Genomic DNA, 21,368 nt, shown 5'->3' with positions numbered 1-21,368 from the left:
ACCCATCGACCCAGGAGGTCTCTGACGTGAGCGACACCGATGCCCGAGCGCCGCTGCGCGTGCACCTGACGGCCCAGCGACGCTCCCGGGAGATCGACGAGGCCCTGACCCGCCTCGGCGCGGAGGTCTTCCACTGCCCCGCCCTGGTGGTGGTGCCGGCCGAGCGGGACGAGCAGATCGCCCGGGACACCCGCGCGATCCTCGCCGCGCGTCCCGAGGCGGTGCTGATCACCACGGGGGTGGGGCTGCGCGCGTGGCTGGCGGCCGCCGATGCGCTCGAGCTCGGAGAGCCGCTGCGCCGCCTGCTCGGTCAGACCCGCCTGCTCGCCCGCGGGGCCAAGGCCCACGGGGCCATCAGGGCCGCCGGGCTCACGGCCGACTGGGTCGCACCCGGGGAGAGCACGAGCGAGCTGATCGAACACCTCACCGTCGAGGGGCTGAGCGGACGCACCGTCGCGATCCAGCACCACGGGATGGACGACGGCCGCGACGCCCGGGACCTGCGCGAACGGGGTGCGCAGGTGCACGGGGTGGTCCTGTACCGCTATGCCCAGCCCGCGGATCCGGAGCCGGTGCTGCGCAGCGTGCGCGAAGCCGCCGACGGATCGGCCGATGCCGTGCTGTTCACCTCCGCGGGGGCCGCCGCGGCGTGGCTGAAGGCGGCCGACGCCGAGCAGCGGTGCCGCCTGGCCGAGCGCAGCGCCTCGGGGGACCTCGGCCTGTTCGCCGTCGGGGCGGTCACCGCCGCACCCCTGCGGGAGCACGGCTTCACCGTGCAGCACCCCGAGCGCTTCCGGCTGGGGGCGATGCTGCGGCAGGTCGGTACATGGGCGCAGAGTCGATCACCTCGGGAGCGGCCGTGAGCGCCCCGACGGCCGACCGGCCCGGGGAGGACCGGTCGGGAGAGCAGGAGCTGGGGGAGGCCCACGCCCGCGCCCTGGGCGAGTACGAGGAGCACCTGCGGTGGGAGCGGCATCGCAGCCCGCGCACCATCGCCGCGTATCTGGGGGATCTGGCGGACCTGATGCGCCACGCCCAGCGCCGCGGACGCGAGAGCCCGGAGCAGATCACCCTGGAGGACCTGCGGGACTGGCTGGCCGGGCACGACGGTGCCGCCCGGACCAGCTCCGCCCGTCGGGCCTCCGCGGCGCGCGGCTTCTTCCGCTGGGCGCAGCGGGAGGGGCTGGTTCCCGTCGACCCTTCCGTGCGCCTGCAGTCGCCCAAGCGCCCCCGCAGCCTGCCGCCGGTGCTCTCCGCCGCGCAGGTCGAGGCCGTCATCGCCCACCTGCGCGAGCCCGAGCGCGCCCGTTCCGACGCGGCCGATGCTGCGGCGGCCGAGTCCGGGGCGTCCGCGGGCCCCGGCAGCGAAGGATCAGAGCCTCCCGCGGCCCGCACCCGCCGGCTGCGGACGCTGGCGGTCGTGGAGGTGCTGTATTCGACCGGCGCGCGCATCGCAGAGCTGGCCGGCCTGGATCTGGGGGACATCTCCTGGGAGCGGCGCACCCTGACCCTGACCGGCAAGGGCAACCGGCAGCGCACCGTCCCCCTGGGGGCCCCGGCCGTCGCCGCCCTGCGTGCCTGGCTGGAGCAGGGCCGCCCCCGCTGGGCCGGTGCCCACCCCGAGGGGTCGGCCGCGTCGGCGGTGTTCCTCGGGCCCCGCGGCGGACGGGCGGACCCGAGGCAGCTGCGGGAGGATATCAACGCGGCCCTCACCCGAGCCACGGACACCGGGGTGACCGGCGCCCACGTCTTCCGCCACAGCGCGGCCACGCACCTGGTGGACGGCGGGGCCGACATCCGCGCGGTCCAGGAGCTGCTGGGACACGCCAGCCTGGCGACCACCCAGATCTACACCCACGTCTCGGTGCAGCGCCTGGCCGACACCTACCGCGGGGCCCACCCGCGGGCCTGAGCGCGCCGGGTCGCGGTTGGCCCGTCGCTGCGGGTGGGGCACAATGGTGCCCGGGCGAGGGCCCGCAACGTCCGCCGTCGGGGCGACAGATCGTAGGGGAAGACGCATCTGTCCCGTGTCCCGAGGAGACGACGTGAACACCCCCCGCACCCACGGGGTGCTGCACATCCACGCAGCCCCCGCCTCGCTGTGCCCGCACATCCGGTGGGCCCTGGAATCCGTGGTCGGACGCACCCCGGAGCCCCAGTGGTCCCCGCAGTTCGCCCTGCCCGGACAGGTGCGCACCACCCTGGAATGGGAGGGCCCCTGCGGCACCGGTGCCCTGCTGGCCTCCGCCCTGCGTCAGCTGGGGAATCTGCGCTTCGAGATCCACGAGGAGGCCCGCCCCGGATCCGACGCCGGTCGCTGGGCCTACACCCCCGGCCTCGGCATCTTCTGGGCCATGACGGATGCCGCCGGGAACACCGTCATCACCGAGGACCGCGTGCGCTGCGCCTACGAGAGCGCCCAGGGTGATCCCCAGGCCCTGCTGCGCCAGTTCTCCCTCGCGCTGGGGGAGGCGTGGGACGAGGAGCTGGAGCCCCTGCGCGAGTGCGTCAGCGCCCCGGAGAACGTGCGCGTGCTGCACCGGGTGAGCTGACCCGCGACCGCTCGGCCACCCCGGCACCACGCATCCCCGCACCCGGGACACGACGGCGCCCCGGCAGGATCTGTCCAGCCGGGGCGCCGTCGTGCGCGTGGGGGATGCGGGGGTCAGTTCACCGAGCGGAAGGCGGCTACCGAGTTGTGCCCGCCGAAGCCGAAGGAGTTGGAGACCGCGACGATCTCCCCGGCCGGCAGATCCCGGGCCTGGGTGACCACATCCAGGTCGATCTGCGGGTCCTGGTGCTCCAGGTTGATGGTCGCCGGGGCCTTGTGCTCGTGCACCGCCAGCACGGTCATCACGGCCTCGATCGCCCCGGCGGCGCCGAGCAGGTGCCCGGTCATGGACTTCGTGGCCGAGACCGCCATGTCATCGGTCGCGGAGCCGAAGGCCGCCCGCAGGGCCGTGGCCTCCGGGATGTCCCCCACGGGGGTGGAGGTCGCGTGCGCGTTGACGTGCTTGACGTCGGCGGCGGTGAAGTCCCCGGAGGCCATCGCCTCGCGCAGGCTGCGCGCGGCACCGAGGCCCTCGGCGTCGGGGGCGGTGATGTGGAAGGCGTCCGAGGAGACCCCGGTGCCGGCCAGCTCCGCGTAGATGCGCGCCCCGCGGGCCTTGGCGTGCTCCTCCGACTCGATGATCAGCGCTGCGGCGCCCTCGCCCATCACGAAGCCGTCCCGATCGACGTCGTAGGGGCGGGAGGCCCGCTCCGGCTCGTCGTTGCGCGTGGACAGCGCCTGCATCTTCGCGAAGGCCGCCAGCGGCAGGGGGTGGATCGCGGACTCGGTGCCGCCGGCGACCACGACGTCGGCCTTGCCGGTGCGGATCAGGTCCAGGGCCACGTGCAGGGCCTCCGTGCCGGAGGCGCACGCGGAGACGACGGTCTGCGCCGCAGCGCGGGCCTTGTGGTTCAGGGAGACGGCGGCCGCGGCCCCGTTGGGCATCAGCATCGGCACCGTCATCGGCAGCACCCGGCGGGGGCCGCGCTCGCGCAGCGTGTCCCAGCTGTCCAGCAGGGTCCACACCCCGCCGATCCCGGTCCCGAAGGACACGGCCACCCGCTCCGGATCCAGCTCCTCGCTGGCCTCGGCGTCCTCACCGGTGAACCCGGCGTCGGCCCAGGCCTGACGGGCCGAGTGCACGGCGAACTGCCCCGAGGGGTCCAGGCGCTTGGTCTCCACCCGGGAGACGTACTCGGACTCGCTGATGGGGGAGCTGACCCGCCCGGCGATGTAGACGGGCAGCTGGTGCTGCTGCACCCACTCGTCCTCCAGACAGACGACGCCGGAGACTCCCTTCAGGGCGTTGGCCCACATCTGGTGGGCGCTGGCGCCGATCGGTGAGATGGCTCCGAGACCGGTCACGACTGCTTTGCGACTCATCTGCCGAGAACTTTCTGTTACGGGGAGCCCGCGGGGCGGGCGGATGGTGCTGGCCGGGGTTCGCGGCGAGAGCGCGCGGGGCACGGCGCCGACTGGGCGCCGCACCCCACGCGGCGGCTTCGCCGCCCGCCGTCAGTTGGAGGCGTTGGCGATGAAGTCGACGGCGTCGCCGACGGTCTTGAGGTTCTTGACCTCCTCATCCGGGATGGTCACCCCGAACTTCTCCTCCGCGTTGACGACGATGGTCATCATGGAGATGGAGTCGATGTCCAGGTCCTCGGTGAAGGACTTCTCCAGCTGGACCTCCTCGGTCTCCACACCGGTCTCCTCGTTGACGATCTCGGCCAGTCCGGCGAGGATCTCGTTCTTGTCAGCCATCGGTTCTCCTTGTCTTGCAGTCTCCCGGCGGCGCTTGGGCCGCGCGGGCCGAATGGGTTTCGCTCTGCCGGGGGCCAGTCTACCGGCCCCGGCGCCGCTCCGCTTCTTCCCCGCGGTCAGCGGCCACCCCGCGGGGGTCGGGGATCAGGGCTGCGGCAGCTGCTCCGGGGAGCTCAGGGCCGTGACCGGCACGCCCTTCATGGCGCGCCGGGCCAGCCCGGTCAGGGTGCCGGCCGGGGGCAGCTCCCACGCGGAGTCGACGCCCAGCTCCAGCAGCTTCTGCTGGCACAGGTCCCAGCGCACCGGGCGGGTCACCTGGTCCACCAGGGACTGCAGGGCCGCGGCCCCGGAGGTCACGGGCTTGCCGTCGCGGTTGGACAGCAGGGTCGAGACCGGCTCGGCGGGCTCCAGGCCGCGGGCCAGCTCCTGCAGAGGTCCCACGGCCGGGCGCATGTGGTGGGTGTGGAAGGCCCCGGCGACCTTCAGCGGGATCACGCGGGTGCGGGCCGGGGGAGCGGCCGCGAAGGCCTCCAGCTGGGCGGCGGTGCCCGCGGCGACGATCTGACCGCCGCCGTTGGCGTTGGCCGCCGTCAGTCCGGCCTCCTCGATGGCCGCGCGCACCTGCTCCTCGTCCCCGCCGAGCACCGCGGCCATCCCGGTGGGTTCAGCCGCGGCGGCCCGGGCCATGCCCTCGGCGCGGACCTTGATGAAGCGCAGCGCGTCCTCCGCGCTGAGCACGCCGGACAGCGCGGCCGCGGTGATCTCCCCGACCGAGTGCCCGGCCCAGACCAGGTCCTCGCCGGTCAGGGCCTCCTTCAGCCGCTCGCCGGCCACGATGCCCGCGGCCACGATCAGCGGCTGGGCGATCGCGGTGTCCTTGATGGTCTCCTCATCGGCCTCGGTGCCCAAGCGCACCAGGTCCAGTCCGACGACGTCGCCCAGCCCCGCCAGGCGGGTGCGCAGCGCTTCGTCGTCGAGCCACGGCGAGAGGAATCCGGGTTTCTGGGAGCCCTGTCCAGGGCAGAGTATGGCAATCACGGTCTCAGCTTTCCACGAATCGGCGCGCAGATCATGTCCGTACGGGCCGTGGGGCGCTCCGGTTTTCCCGGCCCCGCCCTGCGACCCGTGCGGAGACCCCCCGCACAGACGCCCGCGGGCCGGGTCCGGACGGGGGCCGTCGCACTGACGGTCCCGTCGGTCCCGGCCCGCGGGTAGCAGGGTCGGGCTCAGGCGGCTTCCCCGCCGGAGTTGCCGGAGACCCCGGCGGCCGGATCCAGCAGGTGGTACCGGTCGATGGCCTGACGCGGGGCGTCGGCGTCGACCTCGCCGCGGGCCGCCAGCATCTCCAGGGCGCGCACCACCATCGAGTGGGCGTCGATGTGGAAGAACCGGCGGGCCCCGGCCCGGGTGTCGGAGAAGCCGAAGCCGTCCGCACCCAGGGTCGCGAACTCGTTGGGCACGTACTGGCGGATCTGATCGGGCACGTCGGAGGTGAAGTCCGAGGAGGCCACGATCGGGCCGGTGGCGCCTTCCAGCTGGCTGGTCACGAACGGCACCCGCTGCTCCTGCTCCGGGTGCAGCATCGCCTGCTCCTCGGCCTTGCGGGCGTCCCGGCGCAGCTCGTTCCAGGAGGTCACGGACCACACGTCGGCGGAGACCTTCCAGTCCTCGGCCAGGATCCGCTGCGCCTCCAGGGCCCACGGCACCGCCACGCCGGAGGCGAGCAGCTGGGCTCGCGGCCCGTCGATCTCGGCGGGCTTGAGCAGGTAGATGCCCTTGAGGATCCCCTCCACGTCCACGTCCTCCGGCTCGGCCGGCTGCACGATCGGCTCGTTGTACACCGTGAGGTAGTACATGACGTCGTGGTCTTCGTCGCCCTCGCCGTACATGTGCTCCAGGCCGCGCTGGACGATGTGGGCGATCTCGTAGCCGTAGGCGGGGTCGTAGTGGCGCACCGCCGGGTTGGTCGAGGCCAGGATCGGGGAGTGCCCGTCCATGTGCTGCAGGCCCTCGCCGGCCAGGGTCGTGCGCCCGGCCGTCGCGCCGATGATGAACCCGCGGGAGAGCTGGTCCGCGGCGGCCCAGAAGCCGTCGCCGGTGCGCTGGAAGCCGAACATCGAGTAGAAGATGTACACCGGGATCATCGGGACGCCGTGGGTGGAGTAGGAGGAGCCGACGGCGGTGAACGCCGCGGTGGCCCCGGCCTCGTTGATGCCCACGTGCAGCAGCTGACCGTCCGTGGCCTCCTTGTAGGCCAGCATCAGCTCGCGATCCACGGACAGGTAGTTCTGGCCGTTGGGGTTGTAGATCTTCTGCGTGGGGAAGAAGGAGTCCATGCCGAAGGTGCGGGCCTCATCCGGGATGATCGGGACGATCCGCTTGCCGAACTCCTTGTCCCGCATCAGGTCCTTGAGCAGGCGCACGAAGGCCATGGTGGTGGCCGCCATCTGCTTGCCCGAGCCCTTCTTGGCCCCGGCGTAGGCCTTCTCCGGGGGCAGGGAGATGGGCCGCTGGTGTCCGTCGCGGATCGGGATGAACCCGCCGAGCTCCCTGCGCCGCTCCAGCATGTACTTGATCTCCGGGGCGTCCGGACCCGGGTGGTAGTACGGGGCGCCGTAGAGGTCCTTCTCCAGCTCCTCGTCGGAGACGGGGATGCGCAGGCGATCCCGGAAGACCTTGAGGTCCTCCAGGGTCAGCTTCTTCATCTGGTGGGTCGCGTTGCGGCCCTCGAAGTGGGTGCCCAGCCCGTAGCCCTTGATGCCCTGGGCCAGGATGACGGTGGGCCGGCCCTTGGTCTCCAGGGCCTGCTTGTAGGCCGCATAGACCTTGCGGTAGTCGTGGGCGCCGCGCTTGAGGGACCAGATCTCGTCGTCGGACATGTCCGCGACCATCTCCTTGGTCTTGGGGGAGCGCCCGAAGAAGTGCTCGCGGATGAAGCCGCCGTTCTCCGCCTTGTAGGTCTGGTAGTCCCCGTCCAGCGTCTCGTTCATGATCTTCACGAGCTCGCCGTCCTCGTCCTTCTCCAGCAGCGCGTCCCACTCGCGGCCCCAGATGACCTTGATGACGTGCCAGCCGGCGCCGCGGAAGAACGCCTCCAGCTCCTGGATGATCTTGCCGTTGCCGCGCACCGGCCCGTCCAGGCGCTGGAGGTTGCAGTTGACGACGAAGGTGAGGTTGTCCAGCTTGTCGTTGGCCGCCAGCTGCAGGGCGCCGCGCGACTCGGGCTCGTCCATTTCGCCGTCGCCGAGGAAGGCCCAGACGTGCTGCTCGGAGGTGTCCTTGATCCCGCGGTTGTGCAGGTACTTGTTGAACTGCGCCTGGTGGATCGCGTTGAGCGGGCCCAGACCCATGGACACGGTGGGGAACTGCCAGAAGTCCTGCTTGCACCGGGGGTGCGGGTAGGAGGGCATCTCGTGGCCGGGCTTGGTCTTCTCCTGCCGGAAGGCGTCCAGGTCCTCCTCGGTCAGTCGGCCCTCGAGGTAGGCGCGGGCGTAGTTGCCGGGGGAGGAGTGGCCCTGGAAGTAGACCTGGTCCCCGCCGCCGGGGTGGTCCTGGCCGCGGAAGAAGTGGTTCAGGCCCACCTCGTAGAGGGTTGCCACGCCGGCGTAGCTGGAGATGTGACCGCCCACCCCGATCTCGGGGCGCTGGGCGCGGTGGACCATGACGGCGGCGTTCCAGCGCAGTAGCGCGCGGTACCGGCGCTCGATCTCCTCATCGCCCGGGAACTCCGGCTCCTGGTCCACGGGGATGGTGTTGACGTAGTCGGTGGTGGTCACGGTGGGGACCTGAACGGACTTGGCCCCGGCCCGCTGCAGCAGGCGGCGGACGATGAACTGGGCCCGCTCGGTGCCCTGGGTCTCGACGAGCTGGTCGAAGGCCTCCATCCACTCGGATGTCTCCTCGTGGTCCTGGTCGGCCATGCCGGCGGTGAGCTGGCTGAGGATGTGGTCGTTCGTCGCTGAGGGAGCCACGGTGAACCTCTTTCACTCGGTGTCAGTGGGGAGCATGCGCCCCGTCAGAGGCCGCTCCCGGCGCGCCCTCGTCGGCGCGCCGCGTCACCTTCCATGGTGTCATATCCGGGGTGTGCGGGCCCTTCCGTGGCGAGCCCGCCGACCCATGGCGTGCGCCACGTCGGGCGGGTGCCGACACTTGATCCGACGGCGTCGACGGTGTTGGGTGGTACGTGTGACGACGCCGGCGCGCGCCATCCCCGCGACGTCGGCCGTCGCCCGCGGCGAGCATCGGCTCCGCGGCGATCCCCAGACCCCTCAGGAGGAAGAACCAGTGAGCGAGACCACGACCGCCGAGGACCGCTCGGCAGTCCTGCTCGGTTTCAAGGAGGGCGACCTCATCCAGGAGTTCGGCTACGACGAGGACGTGGACTTCGCCCTGCGCGAGGACATCGAGGACCTCACGGGCGAGGAGCTGCTGGACGAGGACGCCCAGGAGGTCGCGGACGCGGTGCTGTTCTGGTGGCGCGCCGGGGACGGGGACCTCGTGGATGCGCTGGTGGACTCCCTGACCACCCTCGACGACGGCGGCGTCGTCTGGGTGCTCACCCCGAAGGCGGGGCGCGACGGCTACGTCTCCCCGGCCGACCTGCAGGAGGCCGCCCCCACCGCCGGGCTGCGGGTGACCACCACCGAGGCCGCCTGCCCCGAGTGGGCCGCGACCCGACTGGTGGGCACCCGGTTCTGAAGGCCCTCGCGGCCGCGGCGGATTCCCCCTGCGGGCTGTGCATCCGGTACGGTGTTCCCTCGGATCGGGTGCCGGCGGCTGCGCAAGCCTCCCACCCGTTCGCCAGGGTCTTTAGCTCAGCTGGCAGAGCGACTGGTTTACACCCAGTAGGTCATCGGTTCGATCCCGGTAGGACCCACCCACGATCGCGCCGCGGGCGCGCCCGCCCGGACTGTCCGCACCCGCCGCACACCGCGTAGGCTGGGGTGCATGGCAGAAGAGAACTCCCAGAACACCGCACGGGCGCAGATCGGCGTCACCGGACTCGCCGTGATGGGCGCCAACCTGGCCAGGAACCTCGCCCGGCACGGGTACACCGTGGCCCTGCACAACCGCACCACCGCCAAGACCGACGAGCTGCTGGCCGAGCACGGAGACGAGGGCGACTTCGTGCGCACCGAGACCCTGCAGGAGCTGGTGGACTCCCTCGAGAAGCCCCGCCGCATCCTCGTCATGGTCAAGGCCGGCGCCCCCGTGGACGCCGTCATCGAGCAGCTGACCCCGTTGCTGGATGAGGACGACATCATCATCGACGGCGGCAACTCCTACTTCAAGGACACCATCCGCCGCGAGCAGGAGTGCGCCGCGAACGGGCTGCACTTCGTCGGCGTCGGCGTCTCCGGCGGTGAGGAGGGCGCCCTGAACGGGCCCTCCATCATGCCCGGCGGCTCCCGGCAGTCCTACGAGTCCGTAGGCCCCCTGCTGGAGACCATCGCCGCCAAGGCCGACGACGGCACCCCCTGCTGCGCCTGGATCGACACCGACGGGGCCGGGCACTTCGTCAAGATGGTGCACAACGGCATCGAGTACGCCGACATGCAGGTCATCGGGGAGGCCCACGACCTGCTGCGCTCCGTCGTCGGCCTGGAGCCTGCGGCCCAGGCCGAGGTCTTCCGGCAGTGGAACACCACGGACCTGAACTCCTACCTTATCGAGATCACCGCGGAGGTCCTCTCCCAGCGGGACGCCGAGACCGGTGAGGCCCTGATCGACGTCATCAAGGACGAGGCGGGGCAGAAGGGCACCGGACGCTGGACGGTGCAGTCCGCCCTGGACCTGGGCGCCCCGGTCTCCGGTATCGCCGAGTCGGTGTTCGCCCGCGCCCTGTCCTCCTCGGATGTGGAAGCCCGCCGCCAGGCCCAGGAGCAGCTGTCCGCCGGGCTGATCTCCACCACGGGTGTCGCCCAGGGGGACCCGGAGTTCATCGAGGACGTGCGCCGGGCGCTGTACGCCTCCAAGCTGGTCTCCTATGCCCAGGGCCTGGACGAGCTGTCCAAGGCCGGCGCGGAGTTCGGGTGGGACCTGAAGCTGGACGTCATCGCCTCCCTGTGGCGGGCCGGGTGCATCATCCGCGCCGAGTTGCTCGGGGAGATCATGCAGGCCTACCGCGGGGAGGACGCCCCCGTGAACATGCTGCTGGCCCCGGGCTTCCGGAAGGTCATGGAGCAGCTGGTTCCCTCCTGGCGCCGCGTCGTGGCCAAGGCCACCGCGCTGGGCGTGCCGGTGCCGGTGTTCGCCTCCTCGCTGTCCTACTACGACGCGCTGCGGCGCAAGCGCCTGCCCGCCGCCCTGATCCAGGGGCAGCGGGACTTCTTCGGCGCGCACACCTACCAGCGCGTGGATCGCCCCGGCACGTTCCACACCCTGTGGTCCGGGGACCGCACCGAGATCCGCACCGACGAGGAGCAGACCGCCCCCTCGACCCCGGAGCGGGTCAACAAGGAGCCCTCCAAGTAAGTCCCTGCGCGGAACACGACGACGCCCCGCCCTTCGCACTGCGAAGGGCGGGGCGTCGTCTTCTGCGGGCGGGCACCGTACGGCCTCGGGCCGGGCTCACCCGTGCGGGGACCTCAGATCCACATGGCGGGATCGATGTAGGTGGCCGGATCCACCAGCGGCTGCTTCTTCTCCGGGGTGCGCGGACGGTGCTCCGCCGGGATCCCGGTGACGATCGAATCCGCGGGGGCGTCGTGGACCACCACGGCGTTCGCCCCGACCGCGGAGCCGGCGCCGATCGTGATCGGCCCGAGCACCTTGGCCCCGGCCCCCACGGTCGTGCCGTCCCCGATGGTCGGGTGCCGCTTGACCTTCTCCAGTGAGCGCCCACCCAGGGTCACCCCGTGGTAGAGCATCACGTCATCGCCGATCTCCGTGGTCTCCCCGATGACCACGCCCATGCCGTGGTCGATGAAGAACCGGCGGCCGATCTGCGCCCCCGGGTGGATCTCGATCCCGGTGAGGAAGCGGGAGACCTGCGAGAGGGTGCGCGCCGTGGCCTTGGTCGCGTCCCGCTGCCAGAGGCGGTGGGCGACTCGGTGCATCCAGATCGCGTGCAGCCCCGAGTAGTTGATCATGATCTCGAGGCTGCCGCGCGCGGCCGGATCGTGGGACCGGGCCGTGTCCAGGTCCTCGCGCAGGCGGGAGAGGAAGCCCACGATCAGGCGCGGATGTCTTCGTACAGGACGGTGGAGACGTAGCGCTCGCCGAAGTCGGTGACGACGGCGACGATCAGCTTGCCCTCGTTCTCGGACTTCTTGGCCTCCTCCAGTGCGGCCCACACGATGGACCCGGAGGAGATCCCGCCGAGGATGCCCTCCTTGGCGCCCAGCTCGCGGGCGACGCGCACGGAGTCCTCGAGGGTGACGTCGGCGACGGCGTCGTAGATCTCCCGGTCCAGGGTGTCCGGGACGAAGTTGGCGCCCAGGCCCTGGATCTTGTGGGGGCCGGCCTTGCCCTCGGTGAGCAGCGGGGAGTCGGAGGGCTCCACCGCGATGACCTTGACCTCGGGCTTGCGCTCCTTGAGGTACTTGCCGACGCCGGAGACGGTGCCGCCGGTGCCGACGCCGGCCACGAACACGTCCACGGCGCCGTCGGTGGCCTCCCAGATCTCCCGGCCGGTGGTCTCGTAGTGGATCTTGGGGTTGGCCTCGTTCTCGAACTGGCGGGCCAGCACGGCGTTCTCGGTGTTCTCCACGATCTCGGCGGCCTTGTCCACGGCCCCGCGCATGCCCTCCGCACCGGGGGTCAGCACGATCTTCGCGCCGTAGGCCCGCAGCATCACGCGGCGCTCGGTGGACATGGTCTCCGGCATGGTGAGGATGACGTGGTACCCGCGGGCCGCGCCGACCATGGCCAGGGCGATGCCGGTGTTCCCGGAGGTGCCCTCCACGATGGTGCCGCCGGGCTTGAGCTGCCCGGAGGCCTCCGCGGCGTCGATGATCGCCTTGCCGATGCGGTCCTTCACGGAGTTGGCGGGGTTGTAGAACTCGAGCTTGACGGCGACGTTGCCGGGCAGGTCCTTGTCCAGCTGGTTCAGCCGCACGAGCGGGGTGTCGCCGATCGCTTCGGTGACGTTGTCGAGGATCTTAGCCATGTCAGCCTTCCTGGGGTCGTGGCGCCCGGGGCCGCTGGTCGTCCCCGGCGGGGACGATTCGGGCAGCGGGCCGGGTGGGATGCGTGACCACCGTAGCCACGCGGCGTTTCCTGGCTTAAGAAACGAGCCACGGGCGGTAATATTCCCGGGCCTTCGCCAGCTTGGGGTCGATGATCGCCTGGCAGTAGCCGTTGGCGGGGTTGGTGCGCTGGAAGTCCTGGTGCACGGCCTCGGCCTCCCAGAAGGTCCCCAGTGGTTCGACGGTGGTGACGATCGGGCGGTCGTAGAGCCGCTGGGCGCGGGCGATCTGCTCCTGGAAGAACCGCTTCTCCTCCTCGTCCCGGTAGAACACCGCGGAGCGGTACTGGGTGCCGACGTCGTAGCCCTGCCGGTTCAGGCTGGTGGGGTCGTGGGTCGTGAAGAACATGTCCATGATGACGTCGGCGGGCACCTCGTCCTCGTCGAAGCGCACCCGGATGGCCTCGGCGTGCCCGGTCCGCCCGGTGCACACCTCGCGGTAGGTGGGGTGCTCGGTGGCGCCCCCGGTGTATCCGGCGATGGAGGATTCCACGCCGCGGGTCCGCTGGTAGACGGCGTCCAGGCACCAGAAGCACCCCGCCGCGAGAGTCAGTTCGCGCATGTCCTCCATCCTGGACCCGGCCGGCAGTCGGAGGACAGCGGGGTTCGCTGGCGGGGGAAGGCGGCGCCGCCCGGGCCGCGGGTTCCTCGACCGGGTCTCCTAGACTGGCGGGCATGAGCACCACCGGCACCACCGCGCACCTGTCCGACGTCGTCGCCGCCGCCCACCGGCTGTGGCCACGGGAGCTGGCCGAGTCCTGGGACGCCAGCGGCCTGGTGTGCGGGCGCCCGGACGCGCCGGTGCGGCGCATCCTCTGGGCGGTGGACCCGGTCCAGGCCGTGGCCGCCGAGGCCGTGCGCCGGGACGCGCAGCTGCTGCTGACCCACCACCCGCTGCTGCTGCGCGGGGCGCACTTCCTGCCCGCGGACACGGACAAGGGCGCGGTGGTGCACGAGCTGGTGGAGCACGGCATCGGGCTGCTGGCTTCGCACACCAACGCGGACTCCTACGACGGCGGGGTCTCGGATGCGCTGACCCGCGCCTGCGGGGTGAAGGCCGCCCGGCCCCTGGACCCGACCGACGCCGAGCGGGGCAGCACCGGCATCGGGCGCGTGGGGGAGCTGGCGGAGCCGGTGACCCTGGAGGCGCTGGCCCAGCGGCTGGCCTCGGCGATGCGCCCGACGGCCGGCGGGGTGCGGGTGGCCGGGCCCCGGGAGGGGCTGGTGCGGCGGGTCGCCGTGTGCGGAGGGGCCGGGGATTCCCTGTTCGACGCCGTGCGCGCCGTGGACGCGGACGTGTACGTGACCGCAGACCTGCGCCACCACCCGGCCTCGGAGGCGCGCGAGCGGGCCCTGCTGAGCGGGGGCCGGCCCTACCTGATCGACTGCTCGCACTTCGCCTCCGAGCAGCTGTGGCTCACCGAGGGCGCCCGGGCCCTGGAGGCGGAGCTGGCGCGGGAGGGCTTCGCGGTGCAGATGCTGCTCAGCGAGCTGAACACCGATCCGTGGGATTTCGCGGTGCGCCCCGAGCGGCACCCGGGCTCGGCCTCCACGAACGCCGAGGCTGCCCGGTACTGAGGCTGCTCCGGGGCGGTCTGGGGCGGGGGATCGGTCAGCGCTGGCCGAGATCCGGCCCGGGGCTGGGCTCGGAGTCGGTGGCCTCCCGGTTGCTGTCCGCGCCCATGCCGGGCTCGTGCTCGGTGCCCTCGGGGTCGCTGTCGGGCCCCGGGCTCACCTCGTGCTCGGTGCCCTCCGGGTCCGTGTCCGGTCCGGGGCTGGTGATCGGCTGCTCGGCGTCGTCCTCCGGGAATCGGTGCTCGGCGTCGCGGTGGTGGTGCATGGGGTCTCCTCGTCTGGCTGTGTCGTGTCTCACCTGTGAGCGTACACGGCAGGAGAAGGGAGCGGTGGACGGGTCGGCCGATGAGCCGGGTTCTGTTCCGCGCGGCGGTCACCCGCCGCACGGCGACGATCATCCATCTAGGCCGCGGATCGCTCCGCGGCTCGAGCGGCCTACCCGGATGCTCGGGCGGGCAGCCCTCGAACGCATCCTGTCTGGCCTTGCTCCGGATGGGGTTTACCCTGCGGCACCTGTCACCAGGCGCCCGGTGGTCTCTTACACCGCCTTTTCACCCTGGCCCGCCGTGACCGCTGCACGTGGCACGGCGGGTGGTCTGTTCTCTGTGGCACTGGCCTGCGGGTTGCCCCGAGTGGACGTTATCCACCATCCTGCCCTGCGGAGCCCGGACTTTCCTCGAGACCCACGAAGCGTGGGCCGCGCGATCGTCTGGCCGACCCGTCCGGGGGCCACTCTACACTGGGGCCCATGCTCATCCTGCTGCCGCCCTCCGAGACCAAGACCCAGCCCGCCGACGGCGATCCCGTGGACCTCGGGGCCCTGAGCTTCCCCGAGCTCACCGAGGCCCGCGAGACCCTCCTGACCCGACTCGAGGAGGTCAGCGCCCGGGAGGATGCCGGGCAGCTGCTGAAGGTCGGGCCCTCCCTGGCCGCCGAGGTCGAACGCAACCGGCACCTGCGCGAGCTGCCGGCCGGGCCCGCCCTGCAGGTCTACACCGGGGTGCTCTACGACGCCCTGGACGCCGCGAGCCTGACCCCGGCCGCCCGGGAGCGGGCGGGGCGCGACGTCGTCATCGCCTCGGCCCTGTGGGGCGCGATCGCCGCGACCGACCGGATCCCCGCCTACCGGCTGTCCATGGGCGCGAAGATCGCCCCGAAGGGGAGCCTGGCCGCCTGGTGGAAGGGGGAACTGAGCCCGGTCCTGGAGGCGCGGGCTGCGGATGAGCTGATCATCGACTGCCGCTCCGGCGGCTACCAGGCGGCCTGGCCCGCCCCGGCGGAGCAGACCGTGCTGATCCGTGCTGAGCGTGAGAGTCCCGACGGCACCCGGAAGGTCGTCTCCCACATGGCCAAGCACTACCGGGGCCTGATCACCCGCAGCCTGCTGCTCTCCGGGCAGGACCCCACCGACGCCGAGGCCCTGGCGGACCTGCTCGCTCGGGAGCACCGGGTGGAGCTGTCCCGGGACACCCGGGGCACCGCGCAGCTGAGCGTCATCGTGCCCGCCGCCGGCTAGCGGGTCCGCCGGGGATGGTCAGTGCCCGAACGGATCCTCGTCGACGCCGGGCATCCAGGTGTTGCCGGGCACGCCCCAGCCCTCGCGCTTGATGGCCTTGCGCGCCTTCGCGGACCAGCGGCGGTTCAGGTGGTCCACGTACAGCTGCCCGTCCAGGTGCTGGGTCTCGTGCTGCATGACCCGGGCGAACCAGCCGTGGGCCTCGAACTCCAGCGGGGCGCCCTGGGCGTCCTGACCCGACACGCGCACCCACTCGGCCCGCTTCAGCGGGAAGGACAGTCCCGGCACGGACAGGCACCCCTCGGACTCCTCCTCGGGGTCCGGGTCCTCCTGGGAGATCTTCCCCAGGCTCAGCCGCGGGTTCACGATCACGCCGCGGTCCGCGGCGTCGTCGTTGGCGTACTCGTAGACGAACACGCGCAGACCCGACCCCACCTGGGTCGCGGCCAGCCCGACGCCGTGGGCGGCGTCCATCGTCTCGTACATGTCCTCGATCAGCCGCTGGAAGTCCGGGCCGAAGTCGGCGACGGGCCGGGTGGGTCGGTGCAGCACCGGCTCCCCGGTGATGACGATGGGCAGGATGGTCACGATGGCGCTCCTGAGGGGACGACGGCGGATGCACGGGCGTGCGATCCCACCAGGCTAACCCAGCGCGGGCTGCCACCCGCCGGGCCGCCCCGGGGTATCGGCTGCGTCACACCGATCCTTCCGGAGGTGCTTCCAACCAGGGGAGGGGCTATGTTGAACGGTGTTCAATCGTTGCTTCCCCCGGCCAGGACTCCAGGAGGACTCCCCATGAGCCAGCCCGCAGCGCCCCGGCGCCGCAGCACCCTCTCTCCGGCGCACATCATCGCCCGCGTGGCCGTCTTCGCCGCCCTCATCGCCGTGCTCGGTCTGATGGCCCCGATCCCGGTGCCCGGCATCCCCGTGCCCATCACCGCCCAGACCCTCGGCGTGATGCTCGCCGGGGCGGTGCTCGGACCGGTGTGGGGCGCGGCTTCGGTGACGCTGTTCGAGCTGCTCGTGATCGTCGGGCTGCCGCTGCTGTCCGGCGGGCGCGGGGGTATCGGCGTCTTCGCCGGGGTCTCCGGCGGGTACCTCATCGGCTACATCGCGGGGGCCTTCGTCGTCGGGCTGATCGCCCTGCCCCGCGCCGGCAGGCCCAGCTGGATCCGGGTGCTGCTGGCCAGCCTCATCGGCGGCATCGCGGTGATCTACCTCTTCGGGGTGCCCGTGCAGGCCTGGCGGCTGGGCATCGGCCTGCGCGAATCCCTCTACGCCTCCTTCGCCTTCCTCCCCGGGGACATCATCAAGGCGGTGCTGACCACCCTGATCACCACGGGCCTGTGGAAGGCCTACCCGCGCGCGTTCCTGCGATGACGCCCACCCATCCTGCGCCGCAGCGGGAGGGAGAGCGGGGGAGCCTGCACCTGGAATCCACCGCCTCCGGCATCACCCTGATCACCGGCGCGGATCACGCCGAGGTGCTCGAGCGGGCCCTGCGCCTGCGGGCCGACGGCGGCATCCCGCTGATCGGCGACGAGCGGTGGTCACCACAGCGGCGGGCGCAGATCCTGGAGCGCGCGGCCGCCGCATCCCCGAAGGAGGGCATCGGCTGGGCCGCGTGCACCTCCGGCTCCACCGGGACGCCGAAGATCCTGCTGCGCACCCCGGCCTCCTGGGAGATCGCCTACCCGGGGCTGGATCGGCTGATCGCCCGGGTGGCCGGATGGTCCACGACCGCCGGTCGCACCCTGCTGCTGCCCGTGCATCCCGTCTCCTCCATGGGTCCCTTCGCCGCGGTGCACGCGGCCCACTCCGGGATGCGCCTGCGCGTGCCGCGCGGAGTCCGCATCACCGCCGAGGATCTCGCGGGTGCGGATCTGCTGCACGGCACCCCGTGGCACCTGCGCGAGGTCCTGGATCTGCTCGACGCCCAGGGTGCGTTCTCCCACCGGCTGCGGGTCGCGGTGATCGGCGGGGATCGGGTGGACCCCGCGCTGCGGGCGGAAGCCGAGCGGCGGGGCATCGCCGTGCTCGGCTACTACGGTGCGGCCGAGCTCTCCCTGGTGGCCGTGGACGACGGCTCGGGTCTGCGGGCCTTCCCCGACGTCCGGCTGCGCGTGCGCCGCGGGGTGCTGTGGGTGCGCACGGAGCAGGCGGCCCGCCAGCTGATCGGCGGCGTCTCGACCCTGCGCCGGGAGGAATCCGAGGACGGTGTCTGGCTGAGCGTCGGGGACCGGGCGAGGCTGTCCGAGGACGGCGTGCTGGCTCTGTGCGGCCGGGAGGATCAGGCCATCCTCACCGCCGGGGCCACCGTCACCCCGGAGGCCGTGGAGGCCGTCCTGCTCGCCTCGCCCCTGGTGGACCGGGCTCTCGTCTACGGAGCGCCGCACCCGCGGCTGGGTCAGCTGGTGGCCGCCTGCATCCAGCCGAGCTCGGCAGCTTCGGAGCTGAGCGAACGGCGACTCCGGCGGAAGCTGCGCGCGTGGTGCGCTCGCAGGCTGGATCCCGCCCAGCGCCCCCGCCGGTGGCTGTTCACGGCAGCCCTGCCGCGCACACCCAGTGGCAAACCCCGGCGGCTGCGCCCGGCCGAGGTGGCGGACCTGCCGCCCTGGACGCCGTCGCAGGGTTCAAGCGGAGGTGAAGGTTCAGATGATTCGCTTTCACTTCAACCAGAGGTTGAAGTATCACGGGCAGAGGAGGCCGGCCATGCCTGAGGTCGCCGTGCTCGCTGCGGGCCGCAGCGCCTTCACCGGGCGCTCCCGCGCCCAAGCCGGACGCACCGATGACCAGCTGGCCGGCCCGTTGCTCGCCGGCCTCACCGCGGCGGCCGGTATCTCCTCGCCGGAGAGGGCGGTGGACGGTGTGATCCTCGGCAGCTGCACCGGTCCCGGTGGGAACGTCGGGCGGCGGGCCGCCCTGGCCGCGGGATTCGGTCTGGACTGCCCCGGCTGGTCCGTGGACGCCCAGTGCGGCTCCGGGATGCTCGCGGTGCAGCAGGCCGCGGACCGCATCCGTCTGGACGGCGGACTGATCGCCGCCGGCGGGGTGGAGAGCCCCTCCACCGCCCCGGAGCGCCGGATCGACGGCGTGGCCTACCGCCAGGCGCCCATGGTTCCGCGCGGCTTCCCGGACCCTGACCTGGTGCACGCCGCCGAGGACCTGGCCCGTGTCCGGGGCATCACCCGCCAGCGGCAGGACGCCCTGGCCGAGCGCAGCCACCGCCTGGCCCTGGAGCACGCGGACCTGCTGGCCGCCGAGCGTCTCGACGGCAGCGGCATCGCCGATGACGGCCCCCGCGCGGTGACCGCCCGGTTGCTGGCCCGCTTCGCCCCGCTCGTCCCGGAGGCGGCGGAGCCCGGAACGCCCTCCGGGGGCGCCTCGCCGCGACATACCGACTCCCTGCCGGAGACCGGGATCACGGGTGAGCCTCGGCCCGGGTTCGGATCGGTGACCCCGGGGAACACCGCGCGCATCGCCGACGGCGCGGCCGCGCTACTGCTGGGCCCCGCCCCGCGCGGCGTCGACGGGCAGCCCGCGCGCCCGCACACCCTGGTGCGGGCCGGCATCCTGGCCGGAGGGGACCCGGCCCTGCCGGGGGCGGCACCCACCGGCGCCCTGCGGCGGCTGCTGCGCCGGGCAGGGATCGGGCTGGATCGGCTCGGCGCCCTGGAGATCGTCGAGGCCTTCTCCGCCCAGGTCCTGGCCACCCTGGACGATCTCGACCTGGCCGACGGGGAGCGGATCGATCCTCGGGTCAACGCCGCCGGGGGAGCGCTGGCCCTCGGGCACCCGTGGGGAGCCTCCGGGGCGGCTGTGCTCGTGCGGCTGCATCACCGGCTGCTGGCCTGCCCTCCCGGTACGCTCGGAGCGGCGGCCTGCGCCATCGGCGGCGGGATGGCCGCCGCGGTCCTGCTGCAGCGCGGCGACTGAGCGGCACCGGTCCCGCACTACCCGGCAGAAGACCCCCCCATGACCCGAAGAGGAGAGCCCTGATGAGCAGGTTCCTGCGCCGCCGCCGGGCCGATCGGCACCCAACCCGTGGGACTGCCCCCGCCCCGGAAACCGGCGCACCGCTCGGACCGAACCCGGAGGCACCGGAGGCCACCGCGCCGAGATCCGGCCAGGCGCGCCCCGAGGAGGACCAGCCCCCGGTCGTCCGGGTGCGAGACCTCACCGTCACAGCTGACGGACCCGAGGGGGAGTCGGTGCTGCTGCAGGGGCTCACCTGCACGCTCGGGGCCGCGCGCACCGCGGTCATCGGGGAGAACGGCTCGGGCAAGTCCACCCTGGTGCGCGTCATCGCGGGGCTGATGGATCCGGCCGCGGGCAGCGTCACCGTGCACGGCGTCGACGCCGTCGCCGACCGCCGCCGGCTGCGTCGGTGCGTCGGCTTCGTCTTCGCCAACCCCGGCGCCCAGGCCATCATGCCCGTGGTGCGCGAGGACGTGGCCCTGACCCTGCGCGGTCGGGATCTCACCACCGAGCAGATCCGGCGGACCGTGGATGCGGCGCTGGCCGAGCACGGGCTGAGTGATCTGGCCGATCGGGCCTGCCAGTCCCTCTCCAGCGGGCAGATGCAGCGGCTGGCCCTGTGCTCGGTGCTGGTGGGCGGCCCGGACCTGGTGATCGCGGACGAGCCCACGAGCATGCTGGACGCCCGGCACCGCCGGATCATCGCCGACCGGCTGCTGGCCCCGGCCGCCCGCCAGGTCCTGCTGGTCACCCACGACATGGACCTGGCCGCTCGCTGCGATGAGGCCGTGCTGATCCGCGACGGGAAGCTCCAGGCCCAGGGGCCGCCGGACGAGGTCATCGCCCGCTACCACCGAAGCCTCGAGGAACCGGGCCGATGATCAGCCTCTACCTGCCCGGTACCAGTCCGATCCACTGCGCCCCGGCCTGGCTGAAGCTGCTGGTCCTCGCCCTCGGCGCCATCGTGCTCTCCCTGCTGCCGAACTCGTGGGGTCTGGCCGCCGCGGCCTTCCTGCTGCCCGCCCTCGCCTACGCTGCGGCGGGTCTGAGCGCGCGGATCATGGCGCGGGACCTGCGGGCGATGCTGGTGCTGGTGATCTTCCTGGTGGGGACCCAGCTGATCTTCTCCCCGCCCCTGGCCGCGGTGTGCAATACGGCCCGGGTGCTGGCGGTGGTGCTGCTGGCGCAGGTGCTCACCCGCACCACCCGGGTGCAGGAGATGGTGGAGGTGGCCCAGACCTGCCTGCGTCCGCTGCGCCGGGTGGGCGTGAGCCCGACGGCGGTCGGCCTGGCGATGGCGCTGGCGATCACCTCCATCGGGCAGGTCGCCGGGATCGTCACTCAGGTGCGCCAGGCCCAGCGCAGCCGGGGTGTTCGGCTGGCCCCGTGGGCGTGGGTCATGCCGGTGCTGGTGCTGACCCTGCGCCACGCCGACGACGTCGGGGACGCTCTGCAGGCCCGCGGCGCCGCCGACTGAGTCGGTGCCGAGCAGGCACGGAGAGCAGACCTGCGGCAGGGGACGACGAAGGCCCGGATCCGTGAGGATCCGGGCCTTGTCTTCGGGGTGATCGACGGGGGTTGAACCCGCGACCTCCTGGACCACAACCAGGCGCTCTGCCAACTGAGCTACGACCACCATCAAGATCGCTGCCCGGAGGGTTCCGGATCGCTCCGGCCCGCTGGGCAACATCCAAGAGACTACACGAGCCCGCCCGTCGTCGGCGAATCAGCACGGCCCGCGGCGGGCGTGAGACCGCGCACAGCGGCACGCGGCTCAGTCGGAGGCGCGCTCGAACGGC

The 21,368-nt window shown here is 72.5% G+C and carries 21 protein-coding genes, 2 tRNA genes and 1 other RNA gene; 13 read left to right on the top strand and 11 right to left on the bottom strand.

Annotated features, from left to right (window positions below; all coding sequences use genetic code 11):
- Positions 1-26 precede the first annotated feature (26 nt).
- The 3 genes from I6G21_RS10080 to I6G21_RS10070 all read left to right on the top strand — a co-directional run bounded on the left by I6G21_RS10080 (position 27) and on the right by I6G21_RS10070 (position 2,552).
- Positions 27-863 (top strand): uroporphyrinogen-III synthase, encoded by an 837-nt coding sequence (locus tag I6G21_RS10080; RefSeq protein ID WP_058731601.1) that lies wholly within the window; start codon positions 27-29, stop codon positions 861-863.
- Complete coding sequence (locus tag I6G21_RS10075) at positions 860-1,912, top strand: tyrosine-type recombinase/integrase (protein WP_269148336.1); 1,053 nt, start codon at positions 860-862, stop codon at positions 1,910-1,912. Before I6G21_RS10080 ends, I6G21_RS10075 begins: the two co-directional genes overlap by 4 nt.
- Before the next feature lie 133 nt (positions 1,913-2,045).
- Positions 2,046-2,552 carry a DUF3145 family protein gene (locus tag I6G21_RS10070; protein ID WP_058731599.1) on the top strand — a complete coding sequence of 169 codons (507 nt, stop codon included), beginning with the start codon at positions 2,046-2,048 and terminating at the stop codon, positions 2,550-2,552.
- Positions 2,553-2,665: 113 nt separating this feature from the next.
- On the opposite strand, the gene I6G21_RS10065 is transcribed toward I6G21_RS10070, so the two are convergent.
- The 4 genes from I6G21_RS10065 to aceE form a co-directional block, all read right to left on the bottom strand.
- Positions 2,666-3,934: a beta-ketoacyl-[acyl-carrier-protein] synthase family protein gene (locus tag I6G21_RS10065; protein ID WP_061224967.1), complete on the bottom strand. Its 1,269-nt coding sequence runs from the start codon at positions 3,932-3,934 to the stop codon at positions 2,666-2,668.
- A 132-nt stretch (positions 3,935-4,066) separates the two neighbouring features.
- Positions 4,067-4,312 (bottom strand): acyl carrier protein, encoded by a 246-nt coding sequence (locus tag I6G21_RS10060; RefSeq protein WP_058731597.1) that lies wholly within the window; start codon positions 4,310-4,312, stop codon positions 4,067-4,069.
- A gap of 144 nt (positions 4,313-4,456) precedes the next feature.
- A complete protein-coding gene (locus tag I6G21_RS10055; protein WP_058731596.1) occupies positions 4,457-5,350 on the bottom strand; it encodes an ACP S-malonyltransferase in 894 nt (297 codons plus the stop codon).
- A gap of 188 nt (positions 5,351-5,538) precedes the next feature.
- Entirely contained in the window at positions 5,539-8,232 is a 2,694-nt protein-coding gene (gene aceE, locus I6G21_RS10050; RefSeq protein WP_058731603.1) for a pyruvate dehydrogenase (acetyl-transferring), homodimeric type, read from the bottom strand.
- Positions 8,233-8,596: 364 nt separating this feature from the next.
- Between aceE and I6G21_RS10045 the strand changes: the two genes are divergently transcribed.
- The 3 genes from I6G21_RS10045 (at position 8,597) to gndA (ending at position 10,786) form a co-directional block, all read left to right on the top strand.
- Positions 8,597-9,010 (top strand): DUF3052 domain-containing protein, encoded by a 414-nt coding sequence (locus I6G21_RS10045; RefSeq protein ID WP_058731595.1) that lies wholly within the window; start codon positions 8,597-8,599, stop codon positions 9,008-9,010.
- 105 nt (positions 9,011-9,115) lie between these two features.
- Positions 9,116-9,188, top strand: a tRNA-Val gene (locus I6G21_RS10040).
- Positions 9,189-9,259: 71 nt separating this feature from the next.
- Positions 9,260-10,786 carry an NADP-dependent phosphogluconate dehydrogenase gene (gene gndA / locus I6G21_RS10035; RefSeq protein WP_058731594.1) on the top strand — a complete coding sequence of 509 codons (1,527 nt, stop codon included), beginning with the start codon at positions 9,260-9,262 and terminating at the stop codon, positions 10,784-10,786.
- 113 nt (positions 10,787-10,899) lie between these two features.
- On the opposite strand, the gene epsC is transcribed toward gndA, so the two are convergent.
- The 3 genes from epsC to msrA all read right to left on the bottom strand — a co-directional run bounded on the left by epsC (position 10,900) and on the right by msrA (position 13,062).
- Positions 10,900-11,484 carry a serine O-acetyltransferase EpsC gene (gene epsC / locus I6G21_RS10030; RefSeq protein WP_058730335.1) on the bottom strand — a complete coding sequence of 195 codons (585 nt, stop codon included), beginning with the start codon at positions 11,482-11,484 and terminating at the stop codon, positions 10,900-10,902.
- Positions 11,485-11,486: 2 nt separating this feature from the next.
- Positions 11,487-12,422: a cysteine synthase A gene (gene cysK / locus I6G21_RS10025; RefSeq protein ID WP_058730334.1), complete on the bottom strand. Its 936-nt coding sequence runs from the start codon at positions 12,420-12,422 to the stop codon at positions 11,487-11,489.
- 115 nt (positions 12,423-12,537) lie between these two features.
- Positions 12,538-13,062 (bottom strand): peptide-methionine (S)-S-oxide reductase MsrA, encoded by a 525-nt coding sequence (gene msrA, locus I6G21_RS10020; protein WP_058730333.1) that lies wholly within the window; start codon positions 13,060-13,062, stop codon positions 12,538-12,540.
- Positions 13,063-13,175: 113 nt separating this feature from the next.
- Here msrA and I6G21_RS10015 point away from each other — a divergent pair, with 113 nt between their 5' ends.
- On the top strand, positions 13,176-14,078 hold the full coding sequence (locus I6G21_RS10015) for a Nif3-like dinuclear metal center hexameric protein (protein ID WP_058730332.1): 903 nt from the start codon (positions 13,176-13,178) through the stop codon (positions 14,076-14,078).
- Positions 14,079-14,112: 34 nt separating this feature from the next.
- Here the strand turns inward: I6G21_RS10015 and I6G21_RS10010 are convergent, their stop codons facing one another.
- Together I6G21_RS10010 and rnpB are read right to left on the bottom strand one after the other, a co-directional pair.
- Entirely contained in the window at positions 14,113-14,340 is a 228-nt protein-coding gene (locus tag I6G21_RS10010) for a hypothetical protein (RefSeq protein WP_058730331.1), read from the bottom strand.
- A gap of 65 nt (positions 14,341-14,405) precedes the next feature.
- Positions 14,406-14,796, bottom strand: an RNA gene (gene rnpB / locus I6G21_RS10005) — RNase P RNA component class A.
- A 27-nt stretch (positions 14,797-14,823) separates the two neighbouring features.
- Between rnpB and I6G21_RS10000 the strand changes: the two genes are divergently transcribed.
- Complete coding sequence (locus tag I6G21_RS10000; RefSeq protein ID WP_058730330.1) at positions 14,824-15,591, top strand: YaaA family protein; 768 nt, start codon at positions 14,824-14,826, stop codon at positions 15,589-15,591.
- An 18-nt stretch (positions 15,592-15,609) separates the two neighbouring features.
- Here I6G21_RS10000 and def read toward each other — a convergent pair whose 3' ends face one another.
- On the bottom strand, positions 15,610-16,179 hold the full coding sequence (def, locus tag I6G21_RS09995) for a peptide deformylase (protein ID WP_129357466.1): 570 nt from the start codon (positions 16,177-16,179) through the stop codon (positions 15,610-15,612).
- 207 nt (positions 16,180-16,386) lie between these two features.
- Between def and I6G21_RS09990 the strand changes: the two genes are divergently transcribed.
- The 5 genes from I6G21_RS09990 (at position 16,387) to I6G21_RS09970 (ending at position 21,046) form a co-directional block, all read left to right on the top strand.
- Entirely contained in the window at positions 16,387-16,971 is a 585-nt protein-coding gene (locus I6G21_RS09990) for a biotin transporter BioY (RefSeq protein ID WP_058730328.1), read from the top strand.
- Positions 16,968-18,311, top strand: coding sequence for an ANL family adenylate-forming protein (locus I6G21_RS09985; protein WP_129357467.1), 1,344 nt, complete (start codon positions 16,968-16,970; stop codon positions 18,309-18,311). The genes I6G21_RS09990 and I6G21_RS09985 overlap by 4 nt, the downstream gene beginning before the upstream one ends.
- A complete protein-coding gene (locus I6G21_RS09980; RefSeq protein ID WP_061225927.1) occupies positions 18,304-19,527 on the top strand; it encodes a thiolase family protein in 1,224 nt (407 codons plus the stop codon). Before I6G21_RS09985 ends, I6G21_RS09980 begins: the two co-directional genes overlap by 8 nt.
- Before the next feature lie 230 nt (positions 19,528-19,757).
- Entirely contained in the window at positions 19,758-20,450 is a 693-nt protein-coding gene (locus I6G21_RS09975; protein WP_232238446.1) for an energy-coupling factor ABC transporter ATP-binding protein, read from the top strand.
- Positions 20,447-21,046: an energy-coupling factor transporter transmembrane component T family protein gene (locus I6G21_RS09970; protein ID WP_129357469.1), complete on the top strand. Its 600-nt coding sequence runs from the start codon at positions 20,447-20,449 to the stop codon at positions 21,044-21,046. The genes I6G21_RS09975 and I6G21_RS09970 overlap by 4 nt, the downstream gene beginning before the upstream one ends.
- Before the next feature lie 86 nt (positions 21,047-21,132).
- Here the strand turns inward: I6G21_RS09970 and I6G21_RS09965 are convergent.
- Positions 21,133-21,205: transfer RNA gene (locus I6G21_RS09965), tRNA-His, on the bottom strand.
- Positions 21,206-21,368: the final 163 nt, after the last annotated feature.

The organism is Rothia kristinae (assembly GCF_016028855.1).
Taxonomy (GTDB): domain Bacteria; phylum Actinomycetota; class Actinomycetes; order Actinomycetales; family Micrococcaceae; genus Rothia; species Rothia kristinae.
Note: the sequence above shows the minus strand (reverse complement) of the source record. Positions and strands in the feature narration are given on the sequence as shown.